Origin of the sequence: Acutalibacter intestini, from assembly GCF_034334985.1 — a bacterium.
Classification (GTDB): Bacteria; Bacillota; Clostridia; order Oscillospirales; family Acutalibacteraceae; genus Acutalibacter; species Acutalibacter intestini.
On sequence record NZ_JAWXXL010000043.1, the window covers coordinates 1 to 25644 of the forward strand.

General features: G+C 46.6%; 24 protein-coding genes. 17 read left to right on the top strand and 7 right to left on the bottom strand.

Features of this window, described 5'->3' with window-relative positions:
- The 7 genes from U8U68_RS18880 to U8U68_RS18910 all read left to right on the top strand — a co-directional run.
- Window positions 1–1581 (top strand): VaFE repeat-containing surface-anchored protein (locus tag U8U68_RS18880; protein WP_322203606.1); only part of this gene is annotated, 1581 nt, incomplete at its 5' end.
- 14 nt (window positions 1582–1595) lie between these two features.
- Complete coding sequence (locus tag U8U68_RS18885) at window positions 1596–2633, top strand: MSCRAMM family protein (RefSeq protein ID WP_322203607.1); 1038 nt, start codon at window positions 1596–1598, stop codon at window positions 2631–2633.
- A 10-nt stretch (window positions 2634–2643) separates the two neighbouring features.
- The gene (locus U8U68_RS18890; protein WP_322203608.1) at window positions 2644–4788 is read left to right on the top strand and encodes a SpaA isopeptide-forming pilin-related protein; all 2145 of its coding nucleotides are present in this window, start codon (window positions 2644–2646) and stop codon (window positions 4786–4788) included.
- A complete protein-coding gene (locus tag U8U68_RS18895) occupies window positions 4785–5570 on the top strand; it encodes a class B sortase (protein WP_322203609.1) in 786 nt (261 codons plus the stop codon). Before U8U68_RS18890 ends, U8U68_RS18895 begins: the two co-directional genes overlap by 4 nt.
- 100 nt (window positions 5571–5670) lie before the next feature.
- Window positions 5671–6114, top strand: a complete 444-nt coding sequence (locus U8U68_RS18900; protein ID WP_322203639.1) for an XF1762 family protein — start codon at window positions 5671–5673, stop codon at window positions 6112–6114.
- Window positions 6111–7022: a radical SAM protein gene (locus U8U68_RS18905; protein WP_322203610.1), complete on the top strand. Its 912-nt coding sequence runs from the start codon at window positions 6111–6113 to the stop codon at window positions 7020–7022. Before U8U68_RS18900 ends, U8U68_RS18905 begins: the two co-directional genes overlap by 4 nt.
- Window positions 7019–8905, top strand: coding sequence for a peptidoglycan DD-metalloendopeptidase family protein (locus tag U8U68_RS18910; protein ID WP_322203611.1), 1887 nt, complete (start codon window positions 7019–7021; stop codon window positions 8903–8905). The genes U8U68_RS18905 and U8U68_RS18910 overlap by 4 nt, the downstream gene beginning before the upstream one ends.
- An 84-nt stretch (window positions 8906–8989) precedes the next feature.
- On the opposite strand, the gene U8U68_RS18915 is transcribed toward U8U68_RS18910, so the two are convergent.
- The 7 genes from U8U68_RS18915 to U8U68_RS18945 all read right to left on the bottom strand — a co-directional run bounded on the left by U8U68_RS18915 (window position 8990) and on the right by U8U68_RS18945 (window position 17701).
- Window positions 8990–9976 carry a hypothetical protein gene (locus U8U68_RS18915; RefSeq protein WP_322203612.1) on the bottom strand — a complete coding sequence of 329 codons (987 nt, stop codon included), beginning with the start codon at window positions 9974–9976 and terminating at the stop codon, window positions 8990–8992.
- 645 nt (window positions 9977–10621) lie between these two features.
- The gene (locus U8U68_RS18920; RefSeq protein WP_322203613.1) at window positions 10622–12385 is read right to left on the bottom strand and encodes an ABC transporter ATP-binding protein; all 1764 of its coding nucleotides are present in this window, start codon (window positions 12383–12385) and stop codon (window positions 10622–10624) included.
- Window positions 12386–12398: 13 nt separating this feature from the next.
- Window positions 12399–13214, bottom strand: a complete 816-nt coding sequence (locus U8U68_RS18925; RefSeq protein WP_322203614.1) for a hypothetical protein — start codon at window positions 13212–13214, stop codon at window positions 12399–12401.
- Window positions 13211–15013: a S8 family serine peptidase gene (locus tag U8U68_RS18930; protein WP_322203615.1), complete on the bottom strand. Its 1803-nt coding sequence runs from the start codon at window positions 15011–15013 to the stop codon at window positions 13211–13213. Before U8U68_RS18930 ends, U8U68_RS18925 begins: the two co-directional genes overlap by 4 nt.
- A 362-nt stretch (window positions 15014–15375) precedes the next feature.
- Window positions 15376–15612: an acyl carrier protein gene (locus U8U68_RS18935; protein ID WP_322203617.1), complete on the bottom strand. Its 237-nt coding sequence runs from the start codon at window positions 15610–15612 to the stop codon at window positions 15376–15378.
- 6 nt (window positions 15613–15618) lie between these two features.
- Complete coding sequence (locus U8U68_RS18940) at window positions 15619–16926, bottom strand: radical SAM/SPASM domain-containing protein (RefSeq protein WP_322203619.1); 1308 nt, start codon at window positions 16924–16926, stop codon at window positions 15619–15621.
- Window positions 16927–17356: 430 nt separating this feature from the next.
- The gene (locus U8U68_RS18945; protein WP_322203621.1) at window positions 17357–17701 is read right to left on the bottom strand and encodes a helix-turn-helix domain-containing protein; all 345 of its coding nucleotides are present in this window, start codon (window positions 17699–17701) and stop codon (window positions 17357–17359) included.
- Window positions 17702–17837: 136 nt separating this feature from the next.
- Here U8U68_RS18945 and U8U68_RS18950 point away from each other — a divergent pair, with 136 nt between their 5' ends.
- The 10 genes from U8U68_RS18950 to U8U68_RS18990 all read left to right on the top strand — a co-directional run.
- A complete protein-coding gene (locus U8U68_RS18950; RefSeq protein WP_322203623.1) occupies window positions 17838–18332 on the top strand; it encodes a hypothetical protein in 495 nt (164 codons plus the stop codon).
- Window positions 18333–18346: 14 nt separating this feature from the next.
- Window positions 18347–19066, top strand: a complete 720-nt coding sequence (locus tag U8U68_RS18955) for a LytR/AlgR family response regulator transcription factor (RefSeq protein WP_322203625.1) — start codon at window positions 18347–18349, stop codon at window positions 19064–19066.
- 440 nt (window positions 19067–19506) lie between these two features.
- Window positions 19507–20406 (top strand): ATP-binding protein, encoded by a 900-nt coding sequence (locus U8U68_RS18960; RefSeq protein ID WP_322203627.1) that lies wholly within the window; start codon window positions 19507–19509, stop codon window positions 20404–20406.
- A gap of 139 nt (window positions 20407–20545) precedes the next feature.
- Window positions 20546–21079, top strand: a complete 534-nt coding sequence (locus U8U68_RS22525) for an accessory gene regulator B family protein (protein ID WP_437124451.1) — start codon at window positions 20546–20548, stop codon at window positions 21077–21079.
- Window positions 21076–21195 (top strand): cyclic lactone autoinducer peptide, encoded by a 120-nt coding sequence (locus U8U68_RS18965; RefSeq protein WP_322203629.1) that lies wholly within the window; start codon window positions 21076–21078, stop codon window positions 21193–21195. The genes U8U68_RS22525 and U8U68_RS18965 overlap by 4 nt, the downstream gene beginning before the upstream one ends.
- Before the next feature lie 303 nt (window positions 21196–21498).
- Complete coding sequence (locus tag U8U68_RS18970) at window positions 21499–21957, top strand: sigma-70 RNA polymerase sigma factor region 4 domain-containing protein (protein ID WP_322203631.1); 459 nt, start codon at window positions 21499–21501, stop codon at window positions 21955–21957.
- 369 nt (window positions 21958–22326) lie between these two features.
- Window positions 22327–23247 (top strand): ParB/RepB/Spo0J family partition protein, encoded by a 921-nt coding sequence (locus U8U68_RS18975; RefSeq protein WP_322203641.1) that lies wholly within the window; start codon window positions 22327–22329, stop codon window positions 23245–23247.
- Complete coding sequence (locus U8U68_RS18980; protein WP_322203633.1) at window positions 23244–23936, top strand: DUF6551 family protein; 693 nt, start codon at window positions 23244–23246, stop codon at window positions 23934–23936. Before U8U68_RS18975 ends, U8U68_RS18980 begins: the two co-directional genes overlap by 4 nt.
- 54 nt (window positions 23937–23990) lie before the next feature.
- A complete protein-coding gene (locus U8U68_RS18985) occupies window positions 23991–24200 on the top strand; it encodes a DUF6870 family protein (RefSeq protein ID WP_322203635.1) in 210 nt (69 codons plus the stop codon).
- 125 nt (window positions 24201–24325) lie between these two features.
- Window positions 24326–25644, top strand: a 1319-nt coding sequence (locus U8U68_RS18990; protein ID WP_322203637.1) for a recombinase family protein, incomplete at its 3' end; no start/stop codon positions are given.

The window sequence follows — 25644 nt, forward strand, 5'->3', positions numbered from 1 at the left end:
TGGATGGTGGAAACCCAGGATGGTCTTTGTGCCCTTCCCTATGACTACTATCTGCTCGAGGAACTGCGCTGCGAGGGCAACAAGGGCTATGCCCTGGTGACAGTCCCCAACATTTTCATCAGCAGGGACAGCACGGTGATCGAGCTGGGCACCATTGACGATAGCAAAGAGGGGACCCCGGAGATTGGCACCACCGCCACGGTTGACGGTGAGAAGAACAGTGAGCCGCTGTCCGAAGTCACCATTGTGGACACAGTGCGCTATTCCGGCCTGACCGTGGGCAAGACCTACAAGCTGTCTGGTGTACTCATGGATAAGGAAACCGGCGAAAAACTCCTGGTGGACGGAAACGAGATTACGGCAGAAAAAGAGTTTACTCCCAAGGCTGAGAGCGGTACGGTTGAGCTGAGTTACACCTTTAACGCCAGCGCACTGGCGGGCAAATTCGTGGTGGTGTTCGAGGATTTGTACGAGGGTGAGAGCAAGGTTGCCAGCCACGCAGATATTGAGGACGAGGGCCAGACTGTCACCTTTACCGAGCCCAAAATCGGCACTACTGCCACTGCCAATGGGGAGCATACCGCCGAGCCTGTTGACGAGATTACCATCGTTGACACAGTGAAATACTCCGGACTGATTCCCGGCAAGGAGTACACGGTCAAGGGTGTGCTCATGGACAAGTCCACCAGTAAGCCTCTGACAGTAGACGGAAAAGAAATCACAGCCGGGGCCACTTTCCGGGCCAGCAAGGCCGAGGGCAGCATTGACATCCCCTTTACCTTTGCCGCGTCCGCTCTGGCGGGAAAGACCGTCGTTGTCTTTGAAACCCTGTATAGGGACAAGCTGGAGGTCTGCACCCATGCCGATATTGAGGACAAGGACCAGACTGTGACCTTCAGCGAGAAGCCGGAGATTAAGACCACGGCTACCGTAAACGGTGAGAAAAAAGTGGAACCCAAGGGAGAAATCACCATCACCGATACGGTCAGCTACACCGGCCTGACCCCTGGCAAGACCTATAAGCTGTCTGGCATACTCATGGACAAATCCAGCGGCGCGGCCCTCCTGGTGGACGGCCAGAAAGTCACCGCTGAGAAGGAGTTCACACCTGAGAACGCCAGCGGCACCGAGGAAATCCAGTTCACCTTGGACGCTTCTGCCCTGGCTGGGAAGTCCGTGGTGGTCTTTGAAACTCTCTACTTCGACAGCAAAGAGGTTGCCTCCCATACGGACATCAACGATGAGGGCCAGACCGTGGAGTTTGACGGCCCCGAAATCAAGACCAAGGCCACGGTAGACGGCGAAAAAGAGGTTGACCCTCTGGAAACCATCACTTTGACCGATACCGTTACCTACCGGAACCTGATTCCCGGCAAGACTTATCAGGTCAAGGGCGTGCTCATGGATAAGGGCACGGGCAGCAAGCTGCTGGCAGATGGCAAGGAAGTCACCGCCGAGGCCATTTTCATCCCGGAAAAGCCTACCGGCACGGTAGAAATGACCTTTACATTGCCAGCCAGCACCCTGGCTGGCAAGACCATCGTGGTATTTGAGAGCGTATACCTGAGGGCAAAGAGGTAGCGGTTCACGCTGACTTGGAGGACAAGGACCAGACCATTATCATCCGGCGCAAGGGCGGCTTGCTCATCCGCAAGACTTCCGAGGACGATTTTGTGGAGGGGATTCCCTTCATCGTGACCGGAGATGGCTATGAGGAAACCTTTGTCACGGACAAGCAGGGCCAGATTTATGTGCAGGATTTGGTCCCCGGCGAGTACACCGTCACCGAGGTGGAGAACGATGTGACCGCCAAGTACATCATCGAGGCGGGCAAGGCCGTGACAATCACCCCCAATGATGAGCCTGCTGAAATCGAGTTCCACAACAAGCTCAAGCGCGGCTCTGTCTATGTCGTTAAGACTGCCGGGGGCGCTCCCGGTGAGAACCTCTCCGGCGCGGCGTTTTCGGTTTACGCGGACGTGGATGGCAACGCCGAGTTTGACCCGGAAACCGATACCCTCTTTGGCAAGCTGGAATTTTCGGAGGATTCCTACTCCCTGTCCGGCCTGCCGGTTGGCGGCTACTTCCTCCACGAAGAAAAGGCCCCGGAGGGCTATACCGCTGACGGTGGATATTACTACTTCAAGCTGGCCGAGGACGGTGAGCGCGTGGAAGTCACCAACACCGCCGATAAAGAAGCCGGTTTCGTCAATAAGAAGCAGACCGGCTCCCTGCGGATCGTCAAGGTAGAGAAGGGTACGACCACACCGTTGGCCGGAGCTACTTTCTGTGTGAAAGATGAGAATGGCCAGGTGGTTGCCGAGGGCAAAACCGATAAAGATGGCGTGATCGTCTTTGAGAATCTGCCTTTCGGCAGCTACACCTATCAGGAGGTCTACGCCCCAGAGGGGTACAAACTGGACGATACCGAGCACAAGTTTGAGATCGGCGCAAAAATGCCTACGGTGGAAGTCACTGCCGAAAACGAGAAGATACCCACCACCCCCTCTAAGGACGTGCCCAAGACCGGCGATACCCGGCCTAGCCCCTGGCTGATTGGCGGTGCGGCCTTGCTCATGCTTGCCTGCGCTGGGCGGCTGCTCTGGTATCTGCTCAAGCACCGGCGCGCATAAGGAGAACAGTATGAAGAAACTGAATCAACTGGCCGCTGTCGTTCTGGCAGCGGCCTTTGTGTTTGCCAGCGCACTCCCGGTTGGGGCGGTAGTGGTCACAGACCTGCCCATCCCCGACCGGGTTTTCTACCGGGAAGCGCCTGGGGAGACATTCTCCGGCGAGTTTGGATTGGACAAAGAAATCACCAATGTAGAGGCGGGGGAGGACCCCGCCTTTACTCTTTCTTTCAAGGGGAATGCATTGCAATTTGATTCCCTCTATGCCTCCACCGTACAGACGGTTAAACTGATATGCGGCGAGGAAACGGTTGAGAAAAAGCTGGGTCTTGCCGTGTATGACCCGGTGGACATTACTCCGGCTAAAGGCAGTGTGACCCTGACGGTCAAGAACAGCCGCACCCTAAAGCCCATTCACAATGCTGCCTATACCTTGTATAAGGGAACGGCGGCGGTAAAATCTGGCCTGACTACGGATAAGGCCGGAAAGATCACCGTGGGCAGTCTGGACCCCGGCGAGTATGAGCTGCGGCCTGCTTCTACTCCAAAGGGTTACAAATCGGCTGCTGGCGTGAAGTTCTCCGTCACCAGCATAGTTATCTCTGGCGGCGATAAAGAGATACGCACCAGCGAGGGCAAGAAGATCGTAGCCGGGGAAAACGAGGTTTTGATTGCCGGGAAGTTCTCGCCGGACATAGAGCTGATTGCCAGCCATGAAAAGCAGATCGGCAGTGTGACCGTAACCTATGAGAATTACGGCGCTACGCTGGGCAAAAAGGGCGAGAGCAAGTCCTTTGAGTACGTCACACTGCAAGCGGCCCAGGAGGAGCTAAACCATCTTAAAAACAGCGGCGAAATATGCGGCGCGGTGCATATCTCCTACAAGCTGGCTGAGAAATCCGGGCGAAACTACACGCAGTATCTGACGGAAAAAGAACCGGACCCTACGCCAGTCCCGGCACCTCCCGTCAACCAGGGCGGGACATCCAACAATGTGACGAAACCCAAGCCCACGCCAAAGGCCACGCCTACTCCGGCCCCGACTGCTACGCCCAAGGCCACATCTACCCCAAAGCCCACGGCTGTTCCCACACCTACGTCTATCCCCGATGGGCAGCTCACCATCGCCTGTACCTCTGACAAAACAGGGCAGGCGTTCTCTTTTGAAGTCAGCGGGACAAAGGCCAAGGGCGGCAAGTTCAGCAAAAACTTTAAGACCGGCGCAGATGGAAAAATTGTCACTGCAATCCCCGCTGGAAAGTACACCGTCACGCCCAAAAGCGTGAAAGGTTTTGAACTGCCCCAGCCGCAGGCTATAGAACTGGCAGGCAGTGGGAGCGCCTATCTGACCTTTAGCTTTATAGCGAACCAGCGCGACTTGACCCTGACCGTTTTGGACGATGACAGCCAGCCGGTTCCCGGTGTGACCGTGGGGATTTTTGAACCGGGAGAGGACCCCTTGCCGGAAGTCAAAAAGGAAACGGAGAGCGGCAGTACCGACATCAGCGAAACCCTGGCCCAGCTCAAGGACCAGAAAGCCGCTGATGAAAAGTGCGCCGACCCTTACACCAAGGCCAACGTGCTTTATGTTGGCAAGACCGGCGAAGATGGGACCGCGCTTATTCAGAATGTGCCGGTCGCGGCGTTTGTGGCAGTCCCCATTGAACTGCCGGACGGGTATTCTATGGAGAAAATCGCCACAGACATTCCCTCTGGGCTTGAGAGCAAGTTCACGGTAGCTTGTAAATATGTGGCTGTTGACTTGTCTGTGTGGAGTACAGCCACCGATTCTGCTGTTCTGGGCGCTAGCTTGGCGCTGCTGGGTGAGGATAATACTGAGCTGGCAAAATGGACTTCTGAGGGAACTGCCCACCGCCTTATCCGGGTTCCCAAGGGCGAGTATGCGCTGAAAATTACCCAGGATGGGCAGAGTGATACCGTTCGTTTTGAGGTTAGTAATGAGGAATCTTTGCAGAAAATCCAGGTAAAAACCTATCTTCCCGGCGAGGTCTCAGAAGATGAGCCGCAGGGCTTTACCTTGAAGGACTATGAGAACATCCTGCCTTTTGCCGCCGCTGGCATGGTGCTGTTGGTTGGACTGATTATTGGAATTTTCATTTACCGGGATTCCCGCAAGCGCTCCGGAGGCCGCCGATGAAACGTCTGGCGGCGGCGCTGGCTGTGCTGTTGGTTCTTGGCTCCACAGTTGCCGCCTGCTGGCTGGTGAACGTCTGGCATGAATCAAAAGAACAGGAGGCAAAAATCGCAGAGATTCGCAAGATGGCCGTTAGGGGAACCGTCACGGATTTGAAAGGAGGACTGGAATCTGTGGCGAAACCCTCTGCGGCTCCACAATCCGGCGCGGAAAGTCTTGGCGAACCTATCCTGCACGATTTCGCTGTACTAAAAGAGAAGAACCCTGACTGTATAGGCTGGGTATTCATCCCCGGCACGTCCATAGATTTTCCGGTCATGCAGAACAGTGACTTTTATCTCAAGCATGATTTTGATGGCAACTACACCGACTACGGCCTGGCCTTTCTGGACGAGCGGTGCAGCCTGGACAGTTCCGATAATCTCATCATCTACGGCCACCACATGAACGATGGGAGCATGTTTTCCGGGCTGTTGAACTATGCGGATGAGGGCTATTCAGCCGCCCATCCGCAAATCATCCTGGAAACGGAACACGGAGCGGAAACCTACCAAGTGGCGGCGGTAGTTCGGGCGGCTGGAAGTTATGGGCCGGGGGAATGGAGCTTGTTCGACCAAATTAACATCAGCGCTGGTGCTTTTAACACGCTTGTGGAAAATCTAAGCGAAAGGAGGCTTTATGATACCGGGCGGGAGCTTGTCTTTGGAGACAGGCTCTTGACCCTTGTGACCTGTGAGTATTCGCAAAATAACGGAAGATTGGCGGTGATAGCTGTTAATGAGTAACTGAAAGGTCTGCGGGAAACCGCAGCCCTTTCCCATGTCCCCGGCTTAGATTGGGGATGTGGGAAAGGGTTTATTTCAAAGATAGAGGAGGAGATATGCCATAGAAATTGTTCCCATTACTTTGAAGGAGGCCAATGCCTTTGTCAGCGCATATCACCGGCACCACGGGCCGGTAGCAGGCCACAAGTTCTCTATCGGTCTATCCGGTGGTGAGAAGATAGTAGGCGTGGTAATCGTCGGCAGGCCGGTCAGCCGGTATCTGGACGATGGGTGGACCCTGGAAGTCAACCGCCTCTGCACCGACGGCTCCCGGAACGCCTGCTCCATGCTATATGCTGCGGCATGGCGGGCAGCACGGGCTATGGGGTACAAACGCCTGATTACATACATCCTGGAAAGCGAAAGCGGGGTTAGCCTGTGGGCTGCTGGCTGGAAGTGTATCGGGCAGGCAGGCGGCTTGCGCTGGACAGGGAAACGTCGCCCTACCGTTGACCTCTATCCGGCCCAAATGAAAACGCGGTATCAGCGGGAGGTGGGGCAGTGAGAGTTGGCTTGCACGACGCGGAGGCCGAACGTTTTCGGGGAAAGAAACGCTTTCCCAATTATGCGCTGATGAAAATATCCGCATGGCACAAGGCTCAGGGGGACACCGTGGAGTGGTGGGAACCCTTGGGCCTTTTTGATAGGGTATACAGCAGCAAGGTATTTGATTTTACGCCCGAAAACCCATACCTACCGCCAGACACCGTCAAGGGCGGCACAGGCTATGGCCTGTTCACAGAACTGACCCCGGAGATAGACGCAGTGTTCCCGGACTACTCCATCTATCCCAACTGCGACTATGCCATCGGCTACTTGACAAGAGGCTGTCCAAACCGGTGCCGTTGGTGCATCGTGCCCAAGAAGGAGGGCAATATCCAGCCCTACCGGGCATGGCGGGACTTGGTGCGCCCGGACACGGACAAGCTGGTGCTCATGGACAACAACATTCTGGCCTGTGAATATGGCATAGAGCAGTTAGCCGGGCTGATTGGCAGCGGGTACAAGATCGATTTGAACCAGGGCATGGACGCGCGGCTGGTCACGCCGGAGATAGCGGATATTCTGGCCCGGTTGAAATGGATAAGCTACCTTCGCCTTTCCTGCGACCAGGAGAGCCAGATTGAGCCGGTTTTGCACACCTGCGAGCTGTTAAAGGCGCGGGGGATTAAGCCATACCGGGTGTTTGTCTATCTGCTGGTAACGGCTGATTTGAGCAGCGCCTCCCGCCGGGTAGAGGCGTTAAAGGGGCTGCGGGGAATCAATCTCTACGCCCAGGCGGAGCGAAACGAAAGCCTGGGGATTCGCCCCAACAAGGCACAACTGGAATTTGCCCACAGATATGTTTACAGCGGATGCTTTCGCCGGGAAACCTGGGAGGAATACATACAGAGAAAGGGGTTGGCTTTTTGAGCAGCGATTTACAGATACGGGACAAGCAGAATCAGAAGGTGGATAGTTCGGAGCAGTACGCCATTAACGTGATGGGCGAGCGGGCTTTGCAGTCGGCTGATTATGTGATGAAAAAGAGTAAGGAGGCCGTGAAAAGGGCATTTATAGAGAAGTCCACGGCCCGGCGGTTCAAAAGAGGGCGGCAAGGGGCCTTTTCCTCTGTGCCCCAAGAGGCGGAGCAAAGGAGTGGGCCAGAAACGCCTCCCCCTTTACCTACCCCGGAGCATGGGGACAATCCTCCCAAAAGCGCAGATGCGCAAATCCCGGTTGAGCCTCCCTGTCAGCCTGCCGCAGAGAATCGGGGTGAGAAAACCTCTGAGCCCTGTGGGGACTACACAAAACCGGCCCCGGCTATTTCCGGGCCGGAAACCTCTGAGGAACCGCCCCTTCCCTTGCACAAGCCCGCTACAAATCCTAGCCCCACTGCTGCCCCGGCATCCGCACAAATACAGGGCCGCAATCCCCAACCCAAACATACCAGCCACCAGAACGCCCCTAAGAATGTACCACCGGCAAAAGCCGCCACTCACCCAGTGTCAGAAGAACCTCCCCATATGCGGGCCACTGATAGCAGTTTGCGATTGAGTGAGGAGCATTCCCTTAACACTTGGCAAAAAAACTCTGTCACCAATGGGTTACAGAATCAAGGGGCGGCAATCCATACCGCTGAAACTTCCAGCGCGGCCGTACAGACCTTCCAGGCTGCGGGGCAGTCGGCTGGCAGTGCCGGAGCCAATGCCGCCGCGCCGGGGGTGGGGACCGCGATTCAAGCCACAGAGAAAGCAGTGGAAAAAATCAAGGACACCATAGAAAACATAGCCGCCAGCGTTCCCCGCAGTTCATCATCCTGGGGAGCGCTGACGGCACTTATTCTTATGCCCTTACTGGTGATCGCCGCCATTGCCGGAGCGTTCCGGGGCGGCGGTTCCGCTAAAAATGTAAATCTTTCGGCAGACGTGATTGCTCTCATGCCCCAAATCAGCGCGGCTTGTCAGACACACGGCATCCCAGAGTATGCCCCTCTCGTTGCGGCAGTTATCATGCAGGAATCCGGGGGCCGGGTGGACGATGCGGGCGGGGACGTGATGCAGTGCGCGGAGGGGATGGGGTTGCCTGTAGGTACGCCGGTAAGCGTGGAGGAATCCATAAACTTCGGTACAGGCATTATCGCCCGGAATCTCCGGGAGGCCGGGGCCACCGGGCCTACGGATATTCCAGCAATCAGTCTGGCCTTGCAGGGCTATAACTTCGGCAACGGCTACATATCCTGGGCGCTGGCAAGAGGCGGCTACTCCAAAGATAACGCCCGGGAGTTCTCAGAAATGCAAGCAGCCGCCCACGGCTGGGGCGGTTACGGCGATATTGACTATGTAGACCATGTGCTGAGATATTATCAGGTATCGGTGGGTAGTATGGGCGATGCCAGCGCCATTGCTGGCGGGCGGTTTGCCTATCCTCTCCCCGGTCACCCCTGGGACACCTACCCCGGTCACAATGGCATTGACATTTCCTTTGCAAACTGCTACGGTGAGCCGGTCTATGCGGTAGCCGCTGGGAGTGTGCGCTATACCCAAGATGGATGGACCCCCGCTCATGGGGTGGGCGGTATGTGGTCCTTTGGCAACAGTGTATTTATTGAGCATGGGGACGGATGGATTTCCGCATACGGACATTTATCGGCTTTGGCGGTGTCAAGCGGGGAAACTGTCACCCAGGGCCAACTTATAGGCTATATCGGCAGTACTGGCAACTCTACCGGGCCTCATTTGCATTTGGCGCTTTATCATAATGGGGACGCAGGTATTGGCGGTCGGAACTTTGCGGAGTTGGCTTGGCCGCAGTAGCAGGTAATAAAAAGAAATTACAGTATTGGGAGTTGTTACTGAACAATTTAACTATACCACATCAATATAGATAAATATAGGCGGCTATGGCCGAATCACATCTTGACAAATAGATTCCATCGCTTTTATATCCATATCAATAAGATCCGAAAACAGTGACTTAATTCTGAGTAGTATTGCGTACTCGCTGGTCATGTTATATTTCAGAACCATCCCGCGTAATTGATAATAGAGTTTCGCTAGAGTCTTATAGTTTTGTATATGAAGTGATGAATTACGAATTAACCCGCATTTTCTTAGGGTGTTGATCCGCTTAATCATAAGGGATTTGTGCTCATAAAACAAGTGATAGCACCGACGATCCAATTTGGGTAATTCACCGATACGATTAAGTTCATATTTAAGGGAAGAAATTCCCGTATAAAAAGTGCGATGAAACGCAAATAACGTAGGGTACTCAGAGTTTAAGTAGTCCTCCATGCTATTGTATATCATTTGGGGATTGATTCGCAAATAATCGTCCCCAAGCGGTTTGTAAGTGTATAGTTCAATATGAGTATGCCAATAAGCATCCGGGACTACCCAATAAGCCTTTTCCATATCTTCGTACCGCACAAAAAAAGTTTGATATTGTCCATCCATAACATTGTTAACGCAGTAAAATATGCTTCTATCTGTATTATATCCATAAATAAATATCTCATGATAGACAGAAGGGGTATCATACCAATATTTGTTTTGAACATTAATATGGTACAAGTCAACATAGCAATATATATATTTATTGCTAGATAGCATAAATTCAAACATAGATATAATATCTCCATACCATATTGAATTTATAAGATCTCTATCAAGTTGTTCATGTTGAATAAACGGGCAGAATTTCTGTAAAATATGCGTTCCCATATAATGAAACACATCATATTCTGTCTCATAATGAAATTGAATGAAATTATTAGCTAGCCACTCCTCAGAATCAGAAGTGTTTCTTGCTATTGCGCAGATGGAAGCGTTTGAGCAATAAGAAGTGACATCTTGAATCTTAAAAGGGAGTATTACCTCAGACATAGTTTTTACCCTCCATAGCTAAGGTACTGATAGAAGAACGAAATGCAAATTTTACAAAACTAATGGGATATACGCGTATTTGAAGATGCCATATATTGTACTTGGTTGGAAGCAATTTAGAGTTTTACCCATCCCTAAAGGTACTGAAACAGAAAGTGTCGTTACGACAAATACCAATCCTATCTCTATAGTGTACCCTAGCGGCTCATCCACTGATATAAGATAGATATTCCGGTCGGGAAAATTGGGATGCAAGTCACTGGCTAAAATATCAAATTGTTGATACGTTGCCCCTCTAATATAACAATATCTCAAATGCCACTGGCATAAAGTCTATAATCATTGTTGCTCGGACACGTAAAAAAACGAAAATACTGTCTTTGTGACCAGAAGCTGCCGCTTTTGGAGCCGAAAGGCCAAGTCTAAGACTAGTCTGACTTGATGTGCCCTTGAAATCATATCTGGTCAAAAAAACATGATATCTTCTTTTATCAGAAAGCCCCGAAGTACTTTATGAATATCTTGAAATGTTTCCGGGCCAAGGCATCGGCCTAATGCATTGGCATTTATAAAACTTTTACTCTTGATTAATGTGGCCAAGACCGGAAAGAATATATGAGCATTTGTAACGTTATAAGAAATCCACTATATATAGAACTGGGCTTGCATATCAAACAAGTCCTTATACTTCCCGTTGCAATCCATCAGCTCATTATGAGTACCATATTCAATAATTTGACCATCCTCAAAAAAAGCGATATGATCACAAAATTTAGAACTTGACATTCTGTGAGAAATGAAAACGGTTGTTTTTCCTTTTGTCAAATCAGAAAACTTCCGATAAATCTCATATTCAGCTCTAGGATCAAGCGCTGCTGTTGGTTCGTCAAGAACCATAATCGGTGAATCTTTATAAACTGCCCTAGCTAATGAAATCTTTTGTCCTTCACCGCCAGATGGCTCAAAACCCTCTTCAGAGAATGTGCGGTAAACATATGTGTTTACTCCGTCTGGCAATTTTCTCACTTTTTCTCCCAATCCACTGTCCTCTAAAAGCTTTGCGATATAGGAATCCTCAACATCACTTGAGTGTTGGAACGAAACATTTTCTTTTAATGTAAATGCTAATAATTTGTAGTCTTGGAACACAGAGCAAATCAGCCCCATATACGAATCGTAATTTATATCTTGTATATTCATTCCGTTCAAAGTTATTTTCCCCTGTGTTGGATCATATAGGCGACAAAGCAATTTCACAAAAGTTGTTTTTCCTGCTCCATTTTCTCCAACAATGGATAGTTTTTCACCATACTTTAATTTCAAAGAAATATGAGATAAGGCATTAACTTTTTGCCCAGGATAGCAAAAAGAAACATCACAGAATTCAATTTCATATGGTCCTTCCGGGAGAGGCAAGTTTTTTCCCTGGTACATTGTCTGCGGTACGTTTAGATAGTCGGTTAGGGCATCATAATATCCGCTAAACTGTCTAATGTCCAATACGCTTTCCATTAAACTTTTCATTGCGTTGGAAAAGTTCATCATTGCATTCACATACATCGTAAAATCGCCAATACCTATTGTTGATTTAATGACGCAGTAAGCTAAATAGATATAGGTAATTCCTTTCAAGATAAAGTTCAATAACACGGAGATGTATTGAGCGCGATTAAGCAACTTGGTTTGCTTTTTATAGAACGCTTCCGATTCTAGCAAATGATGGTTTACTTTAGCTACAAGCCAATCTTTTAGGTTATAAATTCTTATTTCCTTTCCAAAAGCAAAATTCTCGATTAAGTCCAGGAAGTAACTCGTTTTTCGCTCAATAGGCGCTTTGTTTATGTCCCATTGGATATTTTGCTTTCTTATGCCAGATTCGTACCAAGCATCCAACAGAATGAGTAATATGAACAAGGCCACAATCCACCAGTTCAATGTAAGTATTACAGCAATGATTCCCACGAAAGTAAATGCTTTGCCCAAAATATTAAACGAATTTTTTAAGACAACAGCAAAACCTTGGCCATTTGCGTACAAGAATTTTTCTGCTTTTGCCTTAGTATCCAGGAATTTAGGGTCTTCAAGGCGCTGAAAGTCACTTTTAGAGAGCGTGTCGGCCATCATAGTTTGAAACTTCGTAAAAATGCTTCCCTGCAGCAAAAATATCCTTCCCTCCAAAAAACTTGCTAGCATGGATGCCATTAAATTTAACATGATCATGCCTGTTATCAAATACAAGACGTTCTGGATATTATCTCCACGAAGTATTTCGTCAATAATATATTTAGGAAACACTATGTCGATTATGGGGATAAGGGCTGTCAATACCTGTAGGACAATTTGATAGGGGATATATTTCTTTTCATATTTCCAGGCATATTTAAGTAAGAAAAATATTCCTTTAAACATTTTCTTTCACCTCTTATTGGAGTTCTTTGCTCCTACTTTCCCAATCTGGTATAGATTTGGGGTGAGAGACAAATTTTGACTGAATTGTTTTAGTGTTCGGCATCAGCAGGGGAGTAATCCCCGCATTCTCTGGCATCAATATAGTTGTTATCCCCCCCTTAATGATTGTTGAAATTGGCCCGACTTCCGCGCCACTGTGTTTGAAGAAAAGATGGTCAAAACCTCCCCTCAGTTGCAAACGTTTAAAAAACAAAGCAAAACTTTCAAGTTGCCGACATTGTAGTAGAGCACCTGTCACATATTTTGCCTTTAAGAAGTCTGCCATCTTACCGGATTCAACCAGAACATTCTTAATATATTTCTCTGTTAAGGGACATAAATCATATAGGTAGTACCATCCGTCTGATAGAATGTAATTAAAAACATGACCGGAGCCATTCGGCCTTGAGAAAGAGATATATCCAACATCCTGATACTTTTCAAAAAGCAAATATCGTAACCATGCTGCATCGGATGCGCAACAACCACAATTTGTTAAGATAGCATAATATCCAGGTTTGTGATGTTCCCATTCGATATTATTTTCCTCTATAACAACAATATCCAGTAAATCATGGAAGTTGCAGGCAACAAATAATTGAACAGCATCATATAGAGTGTTAATATATGCTCTTTTTTGTTGCGGGGTACACATTGATATATCTCTTATATCTTGAACGCTGTGTTGTGGCGAACCTATTGTGTTTACTGGAACCCAGTACAAATCTTTAGATATCTGAATTTGGAAGTGTCCTGAGTGGAGTAAAAAGCCTAAATCATATTTACTCATGTTGAATCTCCAGTAAAAAATTTAATACAAGTATTTACAAGTTTCTCTTCGTACTCTTGCTCACCTACTATAATGACCGGTATTTTGAAAGTGCTTTCAAGGTTTTGTACAACTTTTTCCACTGACTCATTACTCGCCTTGGATTTCTTATTGCGAATAATTCCCCATCCGTTTGAATATGTAAAAGGATAAACGCCCAAAGCTATCACTCTGCAATTACAGAGACCTTGAATTCCATAGATAAATCTAGAGATCATTTTGATATCATCATCTAAATTTACACATAAAATAATAGCATCGGGATTTGCACCAAGAATATATCCAACTTGAGATAAAGGAATCTGTCCTGTATTATAGAATGCTCTTGGTAATATGTTTGATTGAGAGCCGACAATAATTATGTCTGGGTTTTTTTCATCTATTTTATGCATCAACATATTAGTTTGAACTAAAATATCTTGCACATTACTTTCAATAATGCCATTATAACCTAATGGGAAAACTTCATCAATCCCCCAAAGCTGTGCTGTAGGTTCAGAGCCAAGTTGTCCAACTATATATTGTCTTTCCGTTAGCTTTTTCCGTAGTTGAAGCTGTAAGGTGAATTTCCCTTGGCGTTTTGATGTTCCCGCTACACAAAGAACTGGTGACCGCATTTGATATAACTTACCAAAGTAATTCGAAACGGGAATTACATTATGATTTGGGCAATACAATGAAAGACATTTGGCCTCATATAGAGGTAAAAATTCGTTTAAGTATAAATCGTCAAACGCAAACACGTTAAGCCCTTTTTCCAAGCATTTATTAAGTACATCACGCTTAATTGCTTTTCCAGACACACCCTCTGTTTCAGAGATATGCCCAAGGATGAGTGTATCAATTGCTTTTGAGTTAATATCATCAATATTCTTAATATTAAAACAGCTTTCTACATCATATAACCCTTTTACAGGAAGTCCTATGTGTCCTGAATATTTTGTGTCGAAGATTTCAACTATATTGAAGTCCAATAATTCTCTAAATGAAATCAAGCTTGTCATCTCTTTGTTGTAAGGGAAAAGAGATGCACTGGAAATCTGAAATGGCTTTCTGGTGGTATTTTTGCTCTTTTGAGAAAAATATATATGTTTTGCATTACGGCGTATGAAATCTAAAGCCTGCTCTTGCGATGGGCCATTAGTAAAATGGGACGCAATAGAGGCAGTAACATAAGGCGCAGCAAAACTATTTCCCTGACTTATCGTATAGGGCGGTTCCACCCAAGCCAATCTTTGGACTCCGCCTTTTCCTCTAATATTAATCGGGCTGTCTTCAACGATAACGAAATCCTCCGCGTGGGTGCACCTAGGTGAAGTATCAACACCTATAACAAATGGATACGCAGCGGGATATGAGATTGCACCAGCGTTATCAAAAGCTGAAACAATTAACGTACCTTGGTGGCTTATCTTATAACACAGATCCTCCAATTCAGTATTTGGGGTACGTATACCCAAACTCATATTGACTATATCATACCCGCCATCGTCCATGATATATTTTAAAGCAGAAATTACTTTCTTTGTTAAGATTTGTGGCTCTTTATGGAATATATCGAAATTGTGGATTTTAATATTCGGAGAAGTATGTTGTGCGATTATTGCGCATACAGCTGTTCCATGGGGATTACTTGGTTTTTGCACGATCTCTGTTCTATTCATCCATGTCGTACCGCTTTCTTGATATATAACAGGAAGGTGCTTCTGAAAAATTGGATGTTGAATCCAAGCTCTACTATCCAACACTGCGATTCTCATATGAACGACCTCAACTTTCTGACCTAAGAGAAATATATCCATAATAGATATACTGTTATAAAAATAGTCACGCAAGGAACAGTAAGCGTTATTGCTACCGCTTTAACGCTTACTGTTCCTGCATTGTGTACTTACCAATCCAGACCGCAACCATTACCACACGAGTTGCCGCCTGTTGCCTCCCCGTACAAATCCAGCCAATTGTCATTAGCTGTAGAATCCACAGGCTTATTCAGAGTCTCTTTCATGATATTCACCTCCATTCTATTGATTATGTACATCGTGATATGGATTCGGGATATCAAACTAACAGTATCTATGTACCTCAAACTCATTTCACCATGCCATATAATTTCATTCAACTATTTAGTGGAAGAAAGGGTATTAACCATTTCCACAAGATCGCTAAATGATATCAATCTATCTGGCTGAAAATATTCATCCGGAATTTCAATTTTGAACTCCTGCTCAATTTCAATAATCATAGCCACAAATAAAAGAGAGTCCTCAATAATATCGGATAGCAGGAAATTGGATTCAGCATCACACAATATACCAAGATGATTTAAGCACTCAATGATCCGACTTCTTTCCGTCATTATGCTTTACCTCCAAGGGGGAATTATTTCAAACACATCACATTGGTCAAGCAACTCCATAATATATGTAATCGAGCCGGGCTCATATCCACAACGAGGTTTTTCGGGGGAAGTAAATTTTTTTGCTGGACACATAATGCTCATACAGGATGGCGCAAAGCTGCATCCCCCACATTTCTCAACCTCCTTGAACGAATTCACCCACTCTTGGAGTCTGTCCTCGTCCAGTTTCATTTCTCCGGATTTGGATAGATTTCCAATGTGATTTCTTTCATCGTCCAAAAGCATTGTGCATTTACATACGGTCCCGTCCGCACGTATAACATATTGGTTCCTTTTTGCAGCAGCACAAATTTGATTTTCAAGTAAATTGCAATAGGCATTATAATTCAAAGGAGCTCGGTGTTCAATTATTGGATTGTATAATTCAAATAAACTATCTAATAGAGATGATGATAATGAGAAGTGTTCATCCATCTTCCAATTTCCAACAGGTCTGAAGTAAAAGCCAAACTTGCAATCATTGGCAAACAACTCAGCTAATTTATCCAAATACTTATCCATCGTTGACAAAGTATCTTTAGTTACATTTGTCCTAACTGAAATATAAATTGAATGAGAAGACTTGACCTTATCCCTTATCGCCAAAAGATTTGAAATCACTTTATCATATGACCCTATGCCTTTTACCTTATCGTGTGTTTCTTTGGGGCCATCGAGTGTCACTTGGATACCAGTGATACGATATTTTTGTAACATCGCAAAAGTGTCGAGGTCTAACAAAGTGCCATTCGTAGTTATTGATGCCGAAAAAGGCTTTCTCGCCTGGTGGCATAAATCCAACATTCTTTGTGAAAGAGAAGCGATAACATCTTTTGCAAGAAGGGGTTCGCCTCCAAACCATGATACACTAAGTTCAGTATAGTTTCGCAGATTTTTTCTTAGCCAGTTCATCAATGCGTCTTGTGTTTCTTGAGACATGGTCCCATGCTTGAAATCCTCATAACAGTATGGGCACCGCAAGTTGCATTGTTCTGTGGGCAAAATGCACAACTCCAGCTTAGGGGAATATATGTATTCATTTCGCCATGCCCCAATATGTTGCATTTCATCACATGCCTGGTTCACAATGACACCAGCATCTTTTAAAAACGGTATGAGCGGATGGTCTGGATACTTATTAGGATATTCTATCAAATCAGATATCTCTTCTATATCTTTCATTGATTTTAAGTACCTTTTTGTTTTTGTGTTAAAGATGAGAATTCTTCTCACATTTTTATTGACGACATTAAAAGCGGATTTTTTATACATGCAAACTTTCCTTTCTAGCGAACATACCTGAAAGTGTTTGGAAACCAAATTCGACACTTGGAAATATCGGTAAAAAATCATAGCTATTCTGAACCCAACATATGTGGGTTACATTGCCATTATAATCATACCCGAATGTTATGTAATCCACATAGTTCTTTCCTTTGTACTTCACCTTTTCTACTCATTCCCATATGCTATTTCTCAGTATCCAATCTTCCTTAGAAATCAATAATTGTGTTCTGAGACTATATTGCTGAAATGTCTTTCTGTGAGTTTATTATATCACACATTTTTGCCCATAACAAAATTTTGTCCAAGCCGTATCAAAGTTTGTCTAAAAAATTCAGGAGCAGCACTCTGCTCCTGAAAAGATTTCATTTAGACGAACTTATAGACCATTTAGACATACATAGTGAAAAAAGAAAAACTATGGTATACTGTCTTTAGTAAGAGAATTTCGAACCTCCTGGTAATGAATCAAGGTTTCAAGTACGAACTTCTGCTCGGGTTCCGTCATTTGCTCCACAATAGAGACTATTTCCCGCACAATCAGGCTCTCTGAGGGTTGGACAGCATATGAAGGAAATAACTCAGTTATAATGGCGTTCAGTGCAGTAGAAAGAGATTCGATATTCTTCGCAGTAGGGCGAAGTGCATCATTTTCCCATCTGGAGATACAAGACGGGGATACTCCGCACCGTTCCACAAGTTGCTCCTGCGTAAGTTTTCTGATTTTCCTCAATTCACGAATCTTTCGGCCTACTGAATCCATATGCTGCCCTCCTTTCAGTACTATTCTACCAAAAAGGAACTTGAAACTCCATTGCACAAACGCCTAGACGCTTTACAAATACGCAAGTTTCTTCTATAATAGCTCTAGCTGCCAAATCAAGGAGGAATTTGCATATATGACTATGAGAAACAATTTGACTGAATTTGTAACCAAGTGTATTGCTCTTAGGAATGACAATCTTCTTCCAATAGGAACCTCAGATTTATTCCAGTTGTTTCTATCTTGTGACTGTGACTTATATGAAATTCTTTATCTATTTTCGCGAATCAAAGAATATACGGAGGATGATTTAAAGGCGCTCCTCTCTGTTATGCCGCCATCACAACCAATACCAGCCCTATCTCTAAATACAATCCATGCGATGATTCCTCGATGGACCGCGACAAAGTACCACACCGCTCCCATCCAAGAAGTCCTGGAGGACATAAGGGAAAAGATTCTCACCCGTCATATTGGGGTATATGCATATCATAGCAACTTGAACCCCCGGAACCCGAAATCTCCAGACGATCCATATATGCTGCTAGTCTCAGAGGAACAGAGTTTTTTCCTGGATATTAACCGCAGGCGTTCATTTAAGTACACATACGCAGATTTCAAATCAGACTAAGGGGGAAATTGCAAATGTATCATGTGGCAATTTGTGACGATGAGGTTGTCTTTATTGACAAAATCAGCGAACTTCTACAGAAGTATGCCAAAAAGAAGAAATTTAACTTCCAGCTTCATACTTTTTCTGACCCATCCGCATTGCAGGATGAGATCATAGATGGCTCTGTCTACGACATTTATTTTTTGGATGTGGAGATGCCGGGCTTAGATGGCTTTTCCCTTGCGAAGCAGATCAAGACTTCTCACCCTCTTGTACCCATTTTATTCCTGACTTCTCATATCGAAATGTCAAGGGAAGGATATAAGGTCGATGCGCTGCGGTATGTGTCTAAGCTCAGTTTGAATGAGGAACTAATAGAGGCTCTGGACGCGGCGCTGGCCGAAGCTGAAAAAGCAGAAAAGAATTTCCTCACCGTTACATACTACCACGATATTGTGCGAATTCCATATGACGAAATTCTGTATGTGCAGAGGGTAATGCGCTATTTGGAAATCCATACGTCCCGTCAAGGAATTGTGAATACCGGGCGTGGCATAAAAGAAATATTCAAAAAAATAGGGGATGAGAGATTCGTTTTTATAAGCCGCAGTTGCTTTGTCAATCTGGATCATGTCCAGCAGCTTTCCCAAGCTTTCATAGAAATGGATACCGATGAGTCACTCCCCATTAGCCGAAAAATGCTGCCTGGAGTCAAATCTACAATTCTTCAAGTCTGGGGTGAAGAACCATGATGTGGGCTTATGACCTTATGGAATTAGCAGCGACTGTCTGCGAAGGAGCGGTTATACTGTGCGCTGTTACGCATATATCATGTGAGCTACATCATGGGCAAAAGCATAAGGCCCTTATTTGTATGTTTACTATTATATATACCGCAATTATTGCTATTTTGAACTCCGTTCAAGCTTTCTCGTTTGTCACAATAGGCATCGGTTTCACGTTCATTGTACTATCAAGCCGCTTTGTCTCAAAAGAATCCTGGTTACTTCGCTCTACGGCAACAGTAATTAGTGTCCTGGTTGTTAATTCGGTCGATTATATTTGCTTATTTATCTTCTGTATGATAACAGAATCCCCTGTTACTGATACATACTCTTTTCAGGCACTGTTAAATCCGTGTCCATTGCGAACCCTATACTTAGCGGTGAATAAGGGGGTAGATATACTGCTATTGGTACTTTTATGGCACTTTCTACCTAGTCTTCAAAAACTCCGCTATAAGCAAAGACTTTTGCTTTTTTGTACGAGTCTTTCCGTATATGCTGTCATGACAGCGTTAATTGCCCTGATTATGAGCCACTCTTTGCTGGCTATGCAGAACGCTATCATGTTTTCCTGCATCTTCTCGTGTCTGTGTATCTTTGCTGTAATTGCACTGCTACTTATCAATGGCAATTATCAGGATGAAAAACAGAGGGCAGAACTTCTTCGCAACACAAATCAACTAATTGTCCAGAACTACCAAGCACTATACGAAAATCGAAAGGAAATCGCACGGCGGATTCACGACTTTAATCATCATATCAAGGCCCTGGAAGTTTTAGCGAGTCAAGAACAAGCGGATAAGACCGCCCAATACACCCGCTCTCTCCTAAAAACATCATATGCAGAAAAGAATTTCTGCAAAAGCGGAAACAACATCATCGACGCTATTATCAACTGCAAGGCCGCTGAAGCAGAGGACCTGTCCATTCCTTTTCAGTATTCGATGGATATCTCTCAACCAATCGAAATCGACCCTGTTGATATTTGCGCTGTTTTGTCCAATCAAATTGACAATGCTTTTGAGGCGAGCCAGCGGGTGCATAATTCAGCTAAAAGAAATGTCAGCGTTAAGATATGGGTTAAGAATGACAGCACCCTCTTTTTCCGTGTGGAGAACTATGTGGACATAGATCCGCTTGTATCTAACCCAAATTTGCACACCACCAAAGCAGACTCCCAAGAACTCCACGGGCTTGGCCTACAAAACATAGCTGACACAGCAAAAAAATATGGCGGCGCTCTGCGCAGTTTCTACCAGGACCATTACTTTGTTTCAACTGTTTTCGTGTGCTTGAACTCCTTTTAGACAAACTTTGATACCTCTTAGACAAAAATCTGTTTTTTTAATTCCTTTTCTGCTATAATAGCCTTATGAAAAGGAGGGACTCGTTATGCTAAACGCTTGTGCTACCGCATTAACAGAAAAACTTCTGTGCAGATCCCCAATGGTCCGAGTCCGTAGAGCAGTTTATATTTATGGATTTGAAATAACTATTTCATCCTTGGCAGTAATGCTCTCCGTGTTCATTCTGTCATGCTTGTGTGGCGCGGTGTATACTTCTTTCACCTTTAGCCTTATATTCGTGAGTATCCGGCTTTTTTCTGGTGGTTACCACGCCAAGACATATGGACGTTGTTTTATCCTCAGTAATGTAGTGTACTTGATTTGTTTCGATGCTGCCCGATTGATTCAAACACTTAGAATAGAGTTTCTTTGCCCATTTTTGGTACTTTCATCTATGGCAGTTGTTTTTATGCTAACGCCCATAAAGAACAAAAATCATCCGATGTCTGATGTTTCATATCGAAAAAACAGAAACATTTCTTGGCAAATCACTGCGTGTGAGGGACTATGCATATTGATAGCATACTTTCTCTCGTTCATGCCACACATAGTCTGTATGTGCTCAACCACAATGACGGCAGTGGCCGTTTTGATGGTAATACCTAAAATCCAGGAAAGGAGAAAGGACGTATGATGTCTGTATGGTCTATTATTGCTAAGTTCATTGAGAGCATTGCGAGTTTCGGGGCAGGCGTGGCCTCTCTCGGGTACGGCTATGAGCCTAAAGTCCCCGAAGAGATCCAGAAGTAACCCCTAAGAAATAGCCGGTCAGGAGACATGCCTGGCTGGCTTTTCTTTATTAGATTAATCCCTATGTATCATAACGCTGCCTCTTTCGCCGCAGAAGGCTTTCCTGTCGGCGCAGAGGTATGCCTAAAAACACTTTACCGTGAAAAGAGATATGATTTTTTCATATCTCTTTTATTTTTTTGCGATTTTTTCGCATTTAGGAGCACTAAAGAGCCATTTTAAGCAAGCTCATTGGCTTTTTGGCCCACGTGCACCACCTCCAGGATTTGATTTTCAACAAATTCAAATCCTGGAGGAATCAAAATGGACAAACAGAAAAAGTGGTACATAACCGTTGGAAAAGAGAAGATTGAGGTATCAGAGGAAGTATATCGTGCCTACTGGCACTACACTGAGAAGGAGAAATACTTCATGGGTAAGCTCAAGCAGGGGGGATTCGTAAGTAGCCAAGAGGAAGAAACGGCCAAGTTCATATCCAGCCGTGAGGATTCTTTAGAGCGGCTAAGTGAGCACGGTATTCAGTTTGAGGATACTTCAACACCCTCTCCCGATGATGTCGTTATAAAAGATGACCTGTTCTTTCTTTTGAACCAGGCCCTCAGCAAGTTATCAGAAGAAGAAATGCACTTGATTCGGGAATTGTTCTACTATGAAAAGACAGAACGCGAGGTCTGCGAAGCCCTACACTATGCAATAACTTCCCTTCACAAAAAGAAAGTGCAGATACTAAAAAAGTTAAAGAAGGAGATGGAGAAAAAATAATTTTCAAAAATGGGGACCAAAGCGTAGGTTGGACCCTAAAGGATATGGCGGGGTATAAATATTTTTCGCCACCATGTACCTTGAAAACCTCATAGCAGCACCCAAACACCGCCCCACTGCAGTACAGTCCAGACGCCAAGACTGCCTGCGGTACTGATAGATACCGTAAAGAACGACCTCAAAGGCACGAGCGCCCCCTGGCTGTTGACCAGCCCTGGCAAAGCTAAAAGCGTAGTGGAGCAACCGCAAATCCCGTACCGCAGGGTCAAAGGGGGATATGAAAGTATCGCGCATCGTGCCAACGATGGTTTTCGTGCTGCACCCTATATCATGGGACACCACATATAGAAAGGATGAGCGCCTTTGCTTGTGCCTATTTGTGAAATAAAGATCAATCCTGGCAGACGCAAGGTAGAAGCCAAGGATGTACAAGACCTGGCAAAGAGTATTTCACAGGTTGGGCTTCTCAACCCGATTACAGTTACGCCAGACCACACCCTTATTGCAGGAAATCACCGCCTGGAGGCGGCAAAACTGCTGGAATGGACGGAGATAGAGTGTACTGTCTGCGATGTCAGCGGCCTGCTGGTCGAACTTGCTGAGATAGACGAGAATTTTGTGCGCGTGAATCTTTCACCTATTGAGTTTGGAGATTTACTGCTCCGGCGCAAGGAGATATACGAAGCATTACATCCAGAAGCGAAACATGGCGGGGACAGAAAAAGCGGGGAAATCAAGACTGCAAAATGCAAACTTGATCCAGCCAGGTCATTTGTCAAAGATACTGCCGAAAAACTCGGAGTTAATCCAAGCACCGTCCACCGTGAACTTCAGACCGCCAAGAATCTCACACCAGAAGCCAAAGAGATAATCCGAGGGTCTAATGCGGACATTACCAAAACAGACGCTCTAAAGCTGTCCCGCCTTGCACCTGACCAGCAGGAACAAGCCGCCACACAGTTAGCCACCGGCGAAATCCACTCCATGAACGAATACCAGAAACCCTACTCCATTGGCGGCAAGCAGTTTTCTTCCTTAGAGGAATCCATAGCCGACCTCAAGAATCCCAACAAGGATGCCAGCTACACCCCCGGCACCTTGCTTGCCGACATGGACGGGTTGATAGACCGTTTCCACCGGGACTTCGCCTGGTACGATATGTCCCAATGCACGGTTGTGTTCCCGAAAATCAACCGGGAACAGCTTGATTACATCACGAAAAGATTTGCGACCATTACCTCTGTGATTGAGGAAATGCTGCAAAAGATAGAGAGGAGCATCAATTATTGAAGAAACGTAATTTTCATAAAGGAGCCAACCCGGAGATGGTGCGGTATGCAAACCCCGGCATTGCCCGTGAGATGTCCACCGCCAATCTCAACTCCGGCCAGCCCTATCAGCGCCCGGTAAAGCCCAGCGACGTGAACGCCCTAATCAGGCGTTGGGACCCGGCCTATTTATCGCCTATCGAGGTCAGTTTCCGGGACGGCAGCTACAATGTTATAAACGGCCAACACCGCATTGAGGCCATGCGTAAGATGAACGGCGGGGCTGATGTGATAGTCCCATGCCTGATTTATACCGGCTTGAGCTATGAGCAGGAAGCCGCCATGTACTATCTGCTGGACAAGTCTACCGGCCATTTGAAATTAGCCAGCTCCATCAAAGCACTGCTAGAATCCGGCACCGACCCCAGCATTATTGACATTAAGCAGCGCATTGAGCGGGCCGGGTTCACCTGGGCGCTGGACAAGCCCACAGGCGCAAGCTATGAGATTAAGCCGGTCCGGGCAATCATTAACGCCTATCACCTACTGGGCGCTCCTGCCTTTTCCCGTATGCTGGGCCTCATGGCAGGGGCATGGCACGGAACGCAAATGTCGCCGGCTGGCTACAATCGACCCGGCGGTTATCATCCAGATGGCCCGTGTGGACACGCCGCCACTGCGCTATGCCCGTCTGATACGCAGAAAATATAACGAACAGGGTGCAAAAATGCTGCCTGACCGGTTCAAAAAGTAAAGGAGGCCGCTATGAACGAACAAATATCAAGTGCCGAGTCTTTGGTAGATATCCGTGACGTACACGTTGACCCCAATCTACCAAAGGACGAACGTATCAAAGAATACTTACGCCAAATCAAAAACCCATACTGCTTCAAGTGCGGTTCATTCACCGTCCACGCCCGGTTCTCCAAAGACGGGCCTACGTTGGAGGAGTGCTTGAAACAAATATTACTGTAAAAAAGCTGTTGACTTTCCCAAAAGTTGTGTGCTATACTGATGTCGGAAAAAAGAATTAAAAAGACAAATCCGAATCACCCTTTGATTTTGCCGGGAAAGTCCGCAAAGCAAAAGGAGTGATTTTTTTGTCTGTTTATAAGGCCGACGCATATCTGCGGCTGTCCTACACGGCTGACCGCACAGAGGAAAGCGACAGCATACAGAACCAGAAAAAACTTATCCAAGACTACGTTGCCACCCACACAGATATTGAGATTGTTTCTGAGCGGGTGGACGATGGGTACAGCGGTGTTCTGTTCAACCGGCCCGCGTTTCTGGAAATGATGGAGGACATCAAGGCTGGCATAGTCAACTGCGTGATTGTGAAAGACCTGTCCCGCCTGGGCCGGGAATGGATAGACACTGGCCGCTATCTGCGCCAGGTTTTTCCGGCCTATGGGGTACGGTTCATCTCCATCAACGACAACATCGACACAGCCAATGAGCGCAGCGGCGATGACCTGACTATCGGGCTGAAGAACATGATAAACGATGCCTACTGCCACGACATTTCCGTTAAGACCCGGAGCGCTCTCCAGGCAAAGCGGGAGAAGGGCGACTATGTAGGCGCTTGCCCCATTTACGGCTACCAGAAAGACCCCGAGAACCGCAACCGGCTGGTAATCGACGAGGCCGCCGCCCGGGTGGTGCGGGACATCTACCGCCGCAAGATAGACGGAGCCAGCGCCAAGCGTATTGCCACGGAGCTAAACCGGCTGGGAGTTCTTTCCCCATATCAGTATAAAGTAAGCCGGGGATTGCCCCACCCTACCGGCGGCTTCGCGGATGTGCCGGGGGCAAAATGGTCGGCAAAGACCGTGCTGCGCATTTTGCAGGATGAAACCTATACCGGCGTTCTCTTGCAGGGCAAACAGGAAACCTACAATCACAAGCTCAAAAATATCCTGACGAAACCCCAAGAGGAATGGGTGCGCACGGAGGACGCTCATGAGTCGATTATCCCCCGCCGTGATTTCGACCTGGTGCAAAAAATCCTCTCTCTGGACACCCGCACAGCCCCGGACGGCAGCGAGGTATACCTGTTTTCCGGCTTGCTGATCTGCGGCTGCTGCGGCGGTCCAATGACCCGCAAAACCGCTAAGTCCGGACAAAATCAGTATATCTACTATTACTGCCCCACTGGAAAAAAGCACGGTTGTGAGAATCCCGTCATGCTGCGGGAGGACGCACTGACCGCCTGCGTTTTGGAGAGCCTGCAAAGCCATATTCAGAGCGTGATTGCTCTGGGTAAGCTGCTGGACAGCATGGGTGAAGAACAGATAAATCGGGAGCTTGTGGCCGGTTACACAGCGCAAATACTCAAGAACGAGGTACAGCTAGATAAGGCGAAAGAGTTCAAGCGGTCGCTATACGAAAAATTCATCAACGGACTGGTGACTAAGCA

Bases quoted from the DNA above. Each gene is read 5' to 3' on its own strand.
- U8U68_RS18940 (WP_322203619.1), bottom strand. From the start codon at position 16,926: ATGTATAAAAAATCCGCTTTTAATGTCGTCAATAAAAATGTGAGAAGA.
- U8U68_RS18915 (WP_322203612.1), bottom strand. From the start codon at position 9,976: ATGTCTGAGGTAATACTCCCTTTTAAGATTCAAGATGTCACTTCTTAT.
- U8U68_RS18970 (WP_322203631.1), top strand. From the start codon at position 21,499: ATGGACAAACAGAAAAAGTGGTACATAACCGTTGGAAAAGAGAAGATT.
- U8U68_RS18930 (WP_322203615.1), bottom strand. From the start codon at position 15,013: ATGAGAATCGCAGTGTTGGATAGTAGAGCTTGGATTCAACATCCAATT.
- U8U68_RS22525 (WP_437124451.1), top strand. From the start codon at position 20,546: ATGGTCCGAGTCCGTAGAGCAGTTTATATTTATGGATTTGAAATAACT.
- U8U68_RS18965 (WP_322203629.1), top strand. From the start codon at position 21,076: ATGATGTCTGTATGGTCTATTATTGCTAAGTTCATTGAGAGCATTGCG.
- U8U68_RS18950 (WP_322203623.1), top strand. From the start codon at position 17,838: ATGACTATGAGAAACAATTTGACTGAATTTGTAACCAAGTGTATTGCT.
- U8U68_RS18935 (WP_322203617.1), bottom strand. From the start codon at position 15,612: ATGACGGAAAGAAGTCGGATCATTGAGTGCTTAAATCATCTTGGTATA.
- U8U68_RS18920 (WP_322203613.1), bottom strand. From the start codon at position 12,385: ATGTTTAAAGGAATATTTTTCTTACTTAAATATGCCTGGAAATATGAA.
- U8U68_RS18945 (WP_322203621.1), bottom strand. From the start codon at position 17,701: ATGGATTCAGTAGGCCGAAAGATTCGTGAATTGAGGAAAATCAGAAAA.
- U8U68_RS18895 (WP_322203609.1), top strand. From the start codon at position 4,785: ATGAAACGTCTGGCGGCGGCGCTGGCTGTGCTGTTGGTTCTTGGCTCC.
- U8U68_RS18925 (WP_322203614.1), bottom strand. From the start codon at position 13,214: ATGAGTAAATATGATTTAGGCTTTTTACTCCACTCAGGACACTTCCAA.
- U8U68_RS18985 (WP_322203635.1), top strand. From the start codon at position 23,991: ATGAACGAACAAATATCAAGTGCCGAGTCTTTGGTAGATATCCGTGAC.
- U8U68_RS18890 (WP_322203608.1), top strand. From the start codon at position 2,644: ATGAAGAAACTGAATCAACTGGCCGCTGTCGTTCTGGCAGCGGCCTTT.
- U8U68_RS18955 (WP_322203625.1), top strand. From the start codon at position 18,347: ATGTATCATGTGGCAATTTGTGACGATGAGGTTGTCTTTATTGACAAA.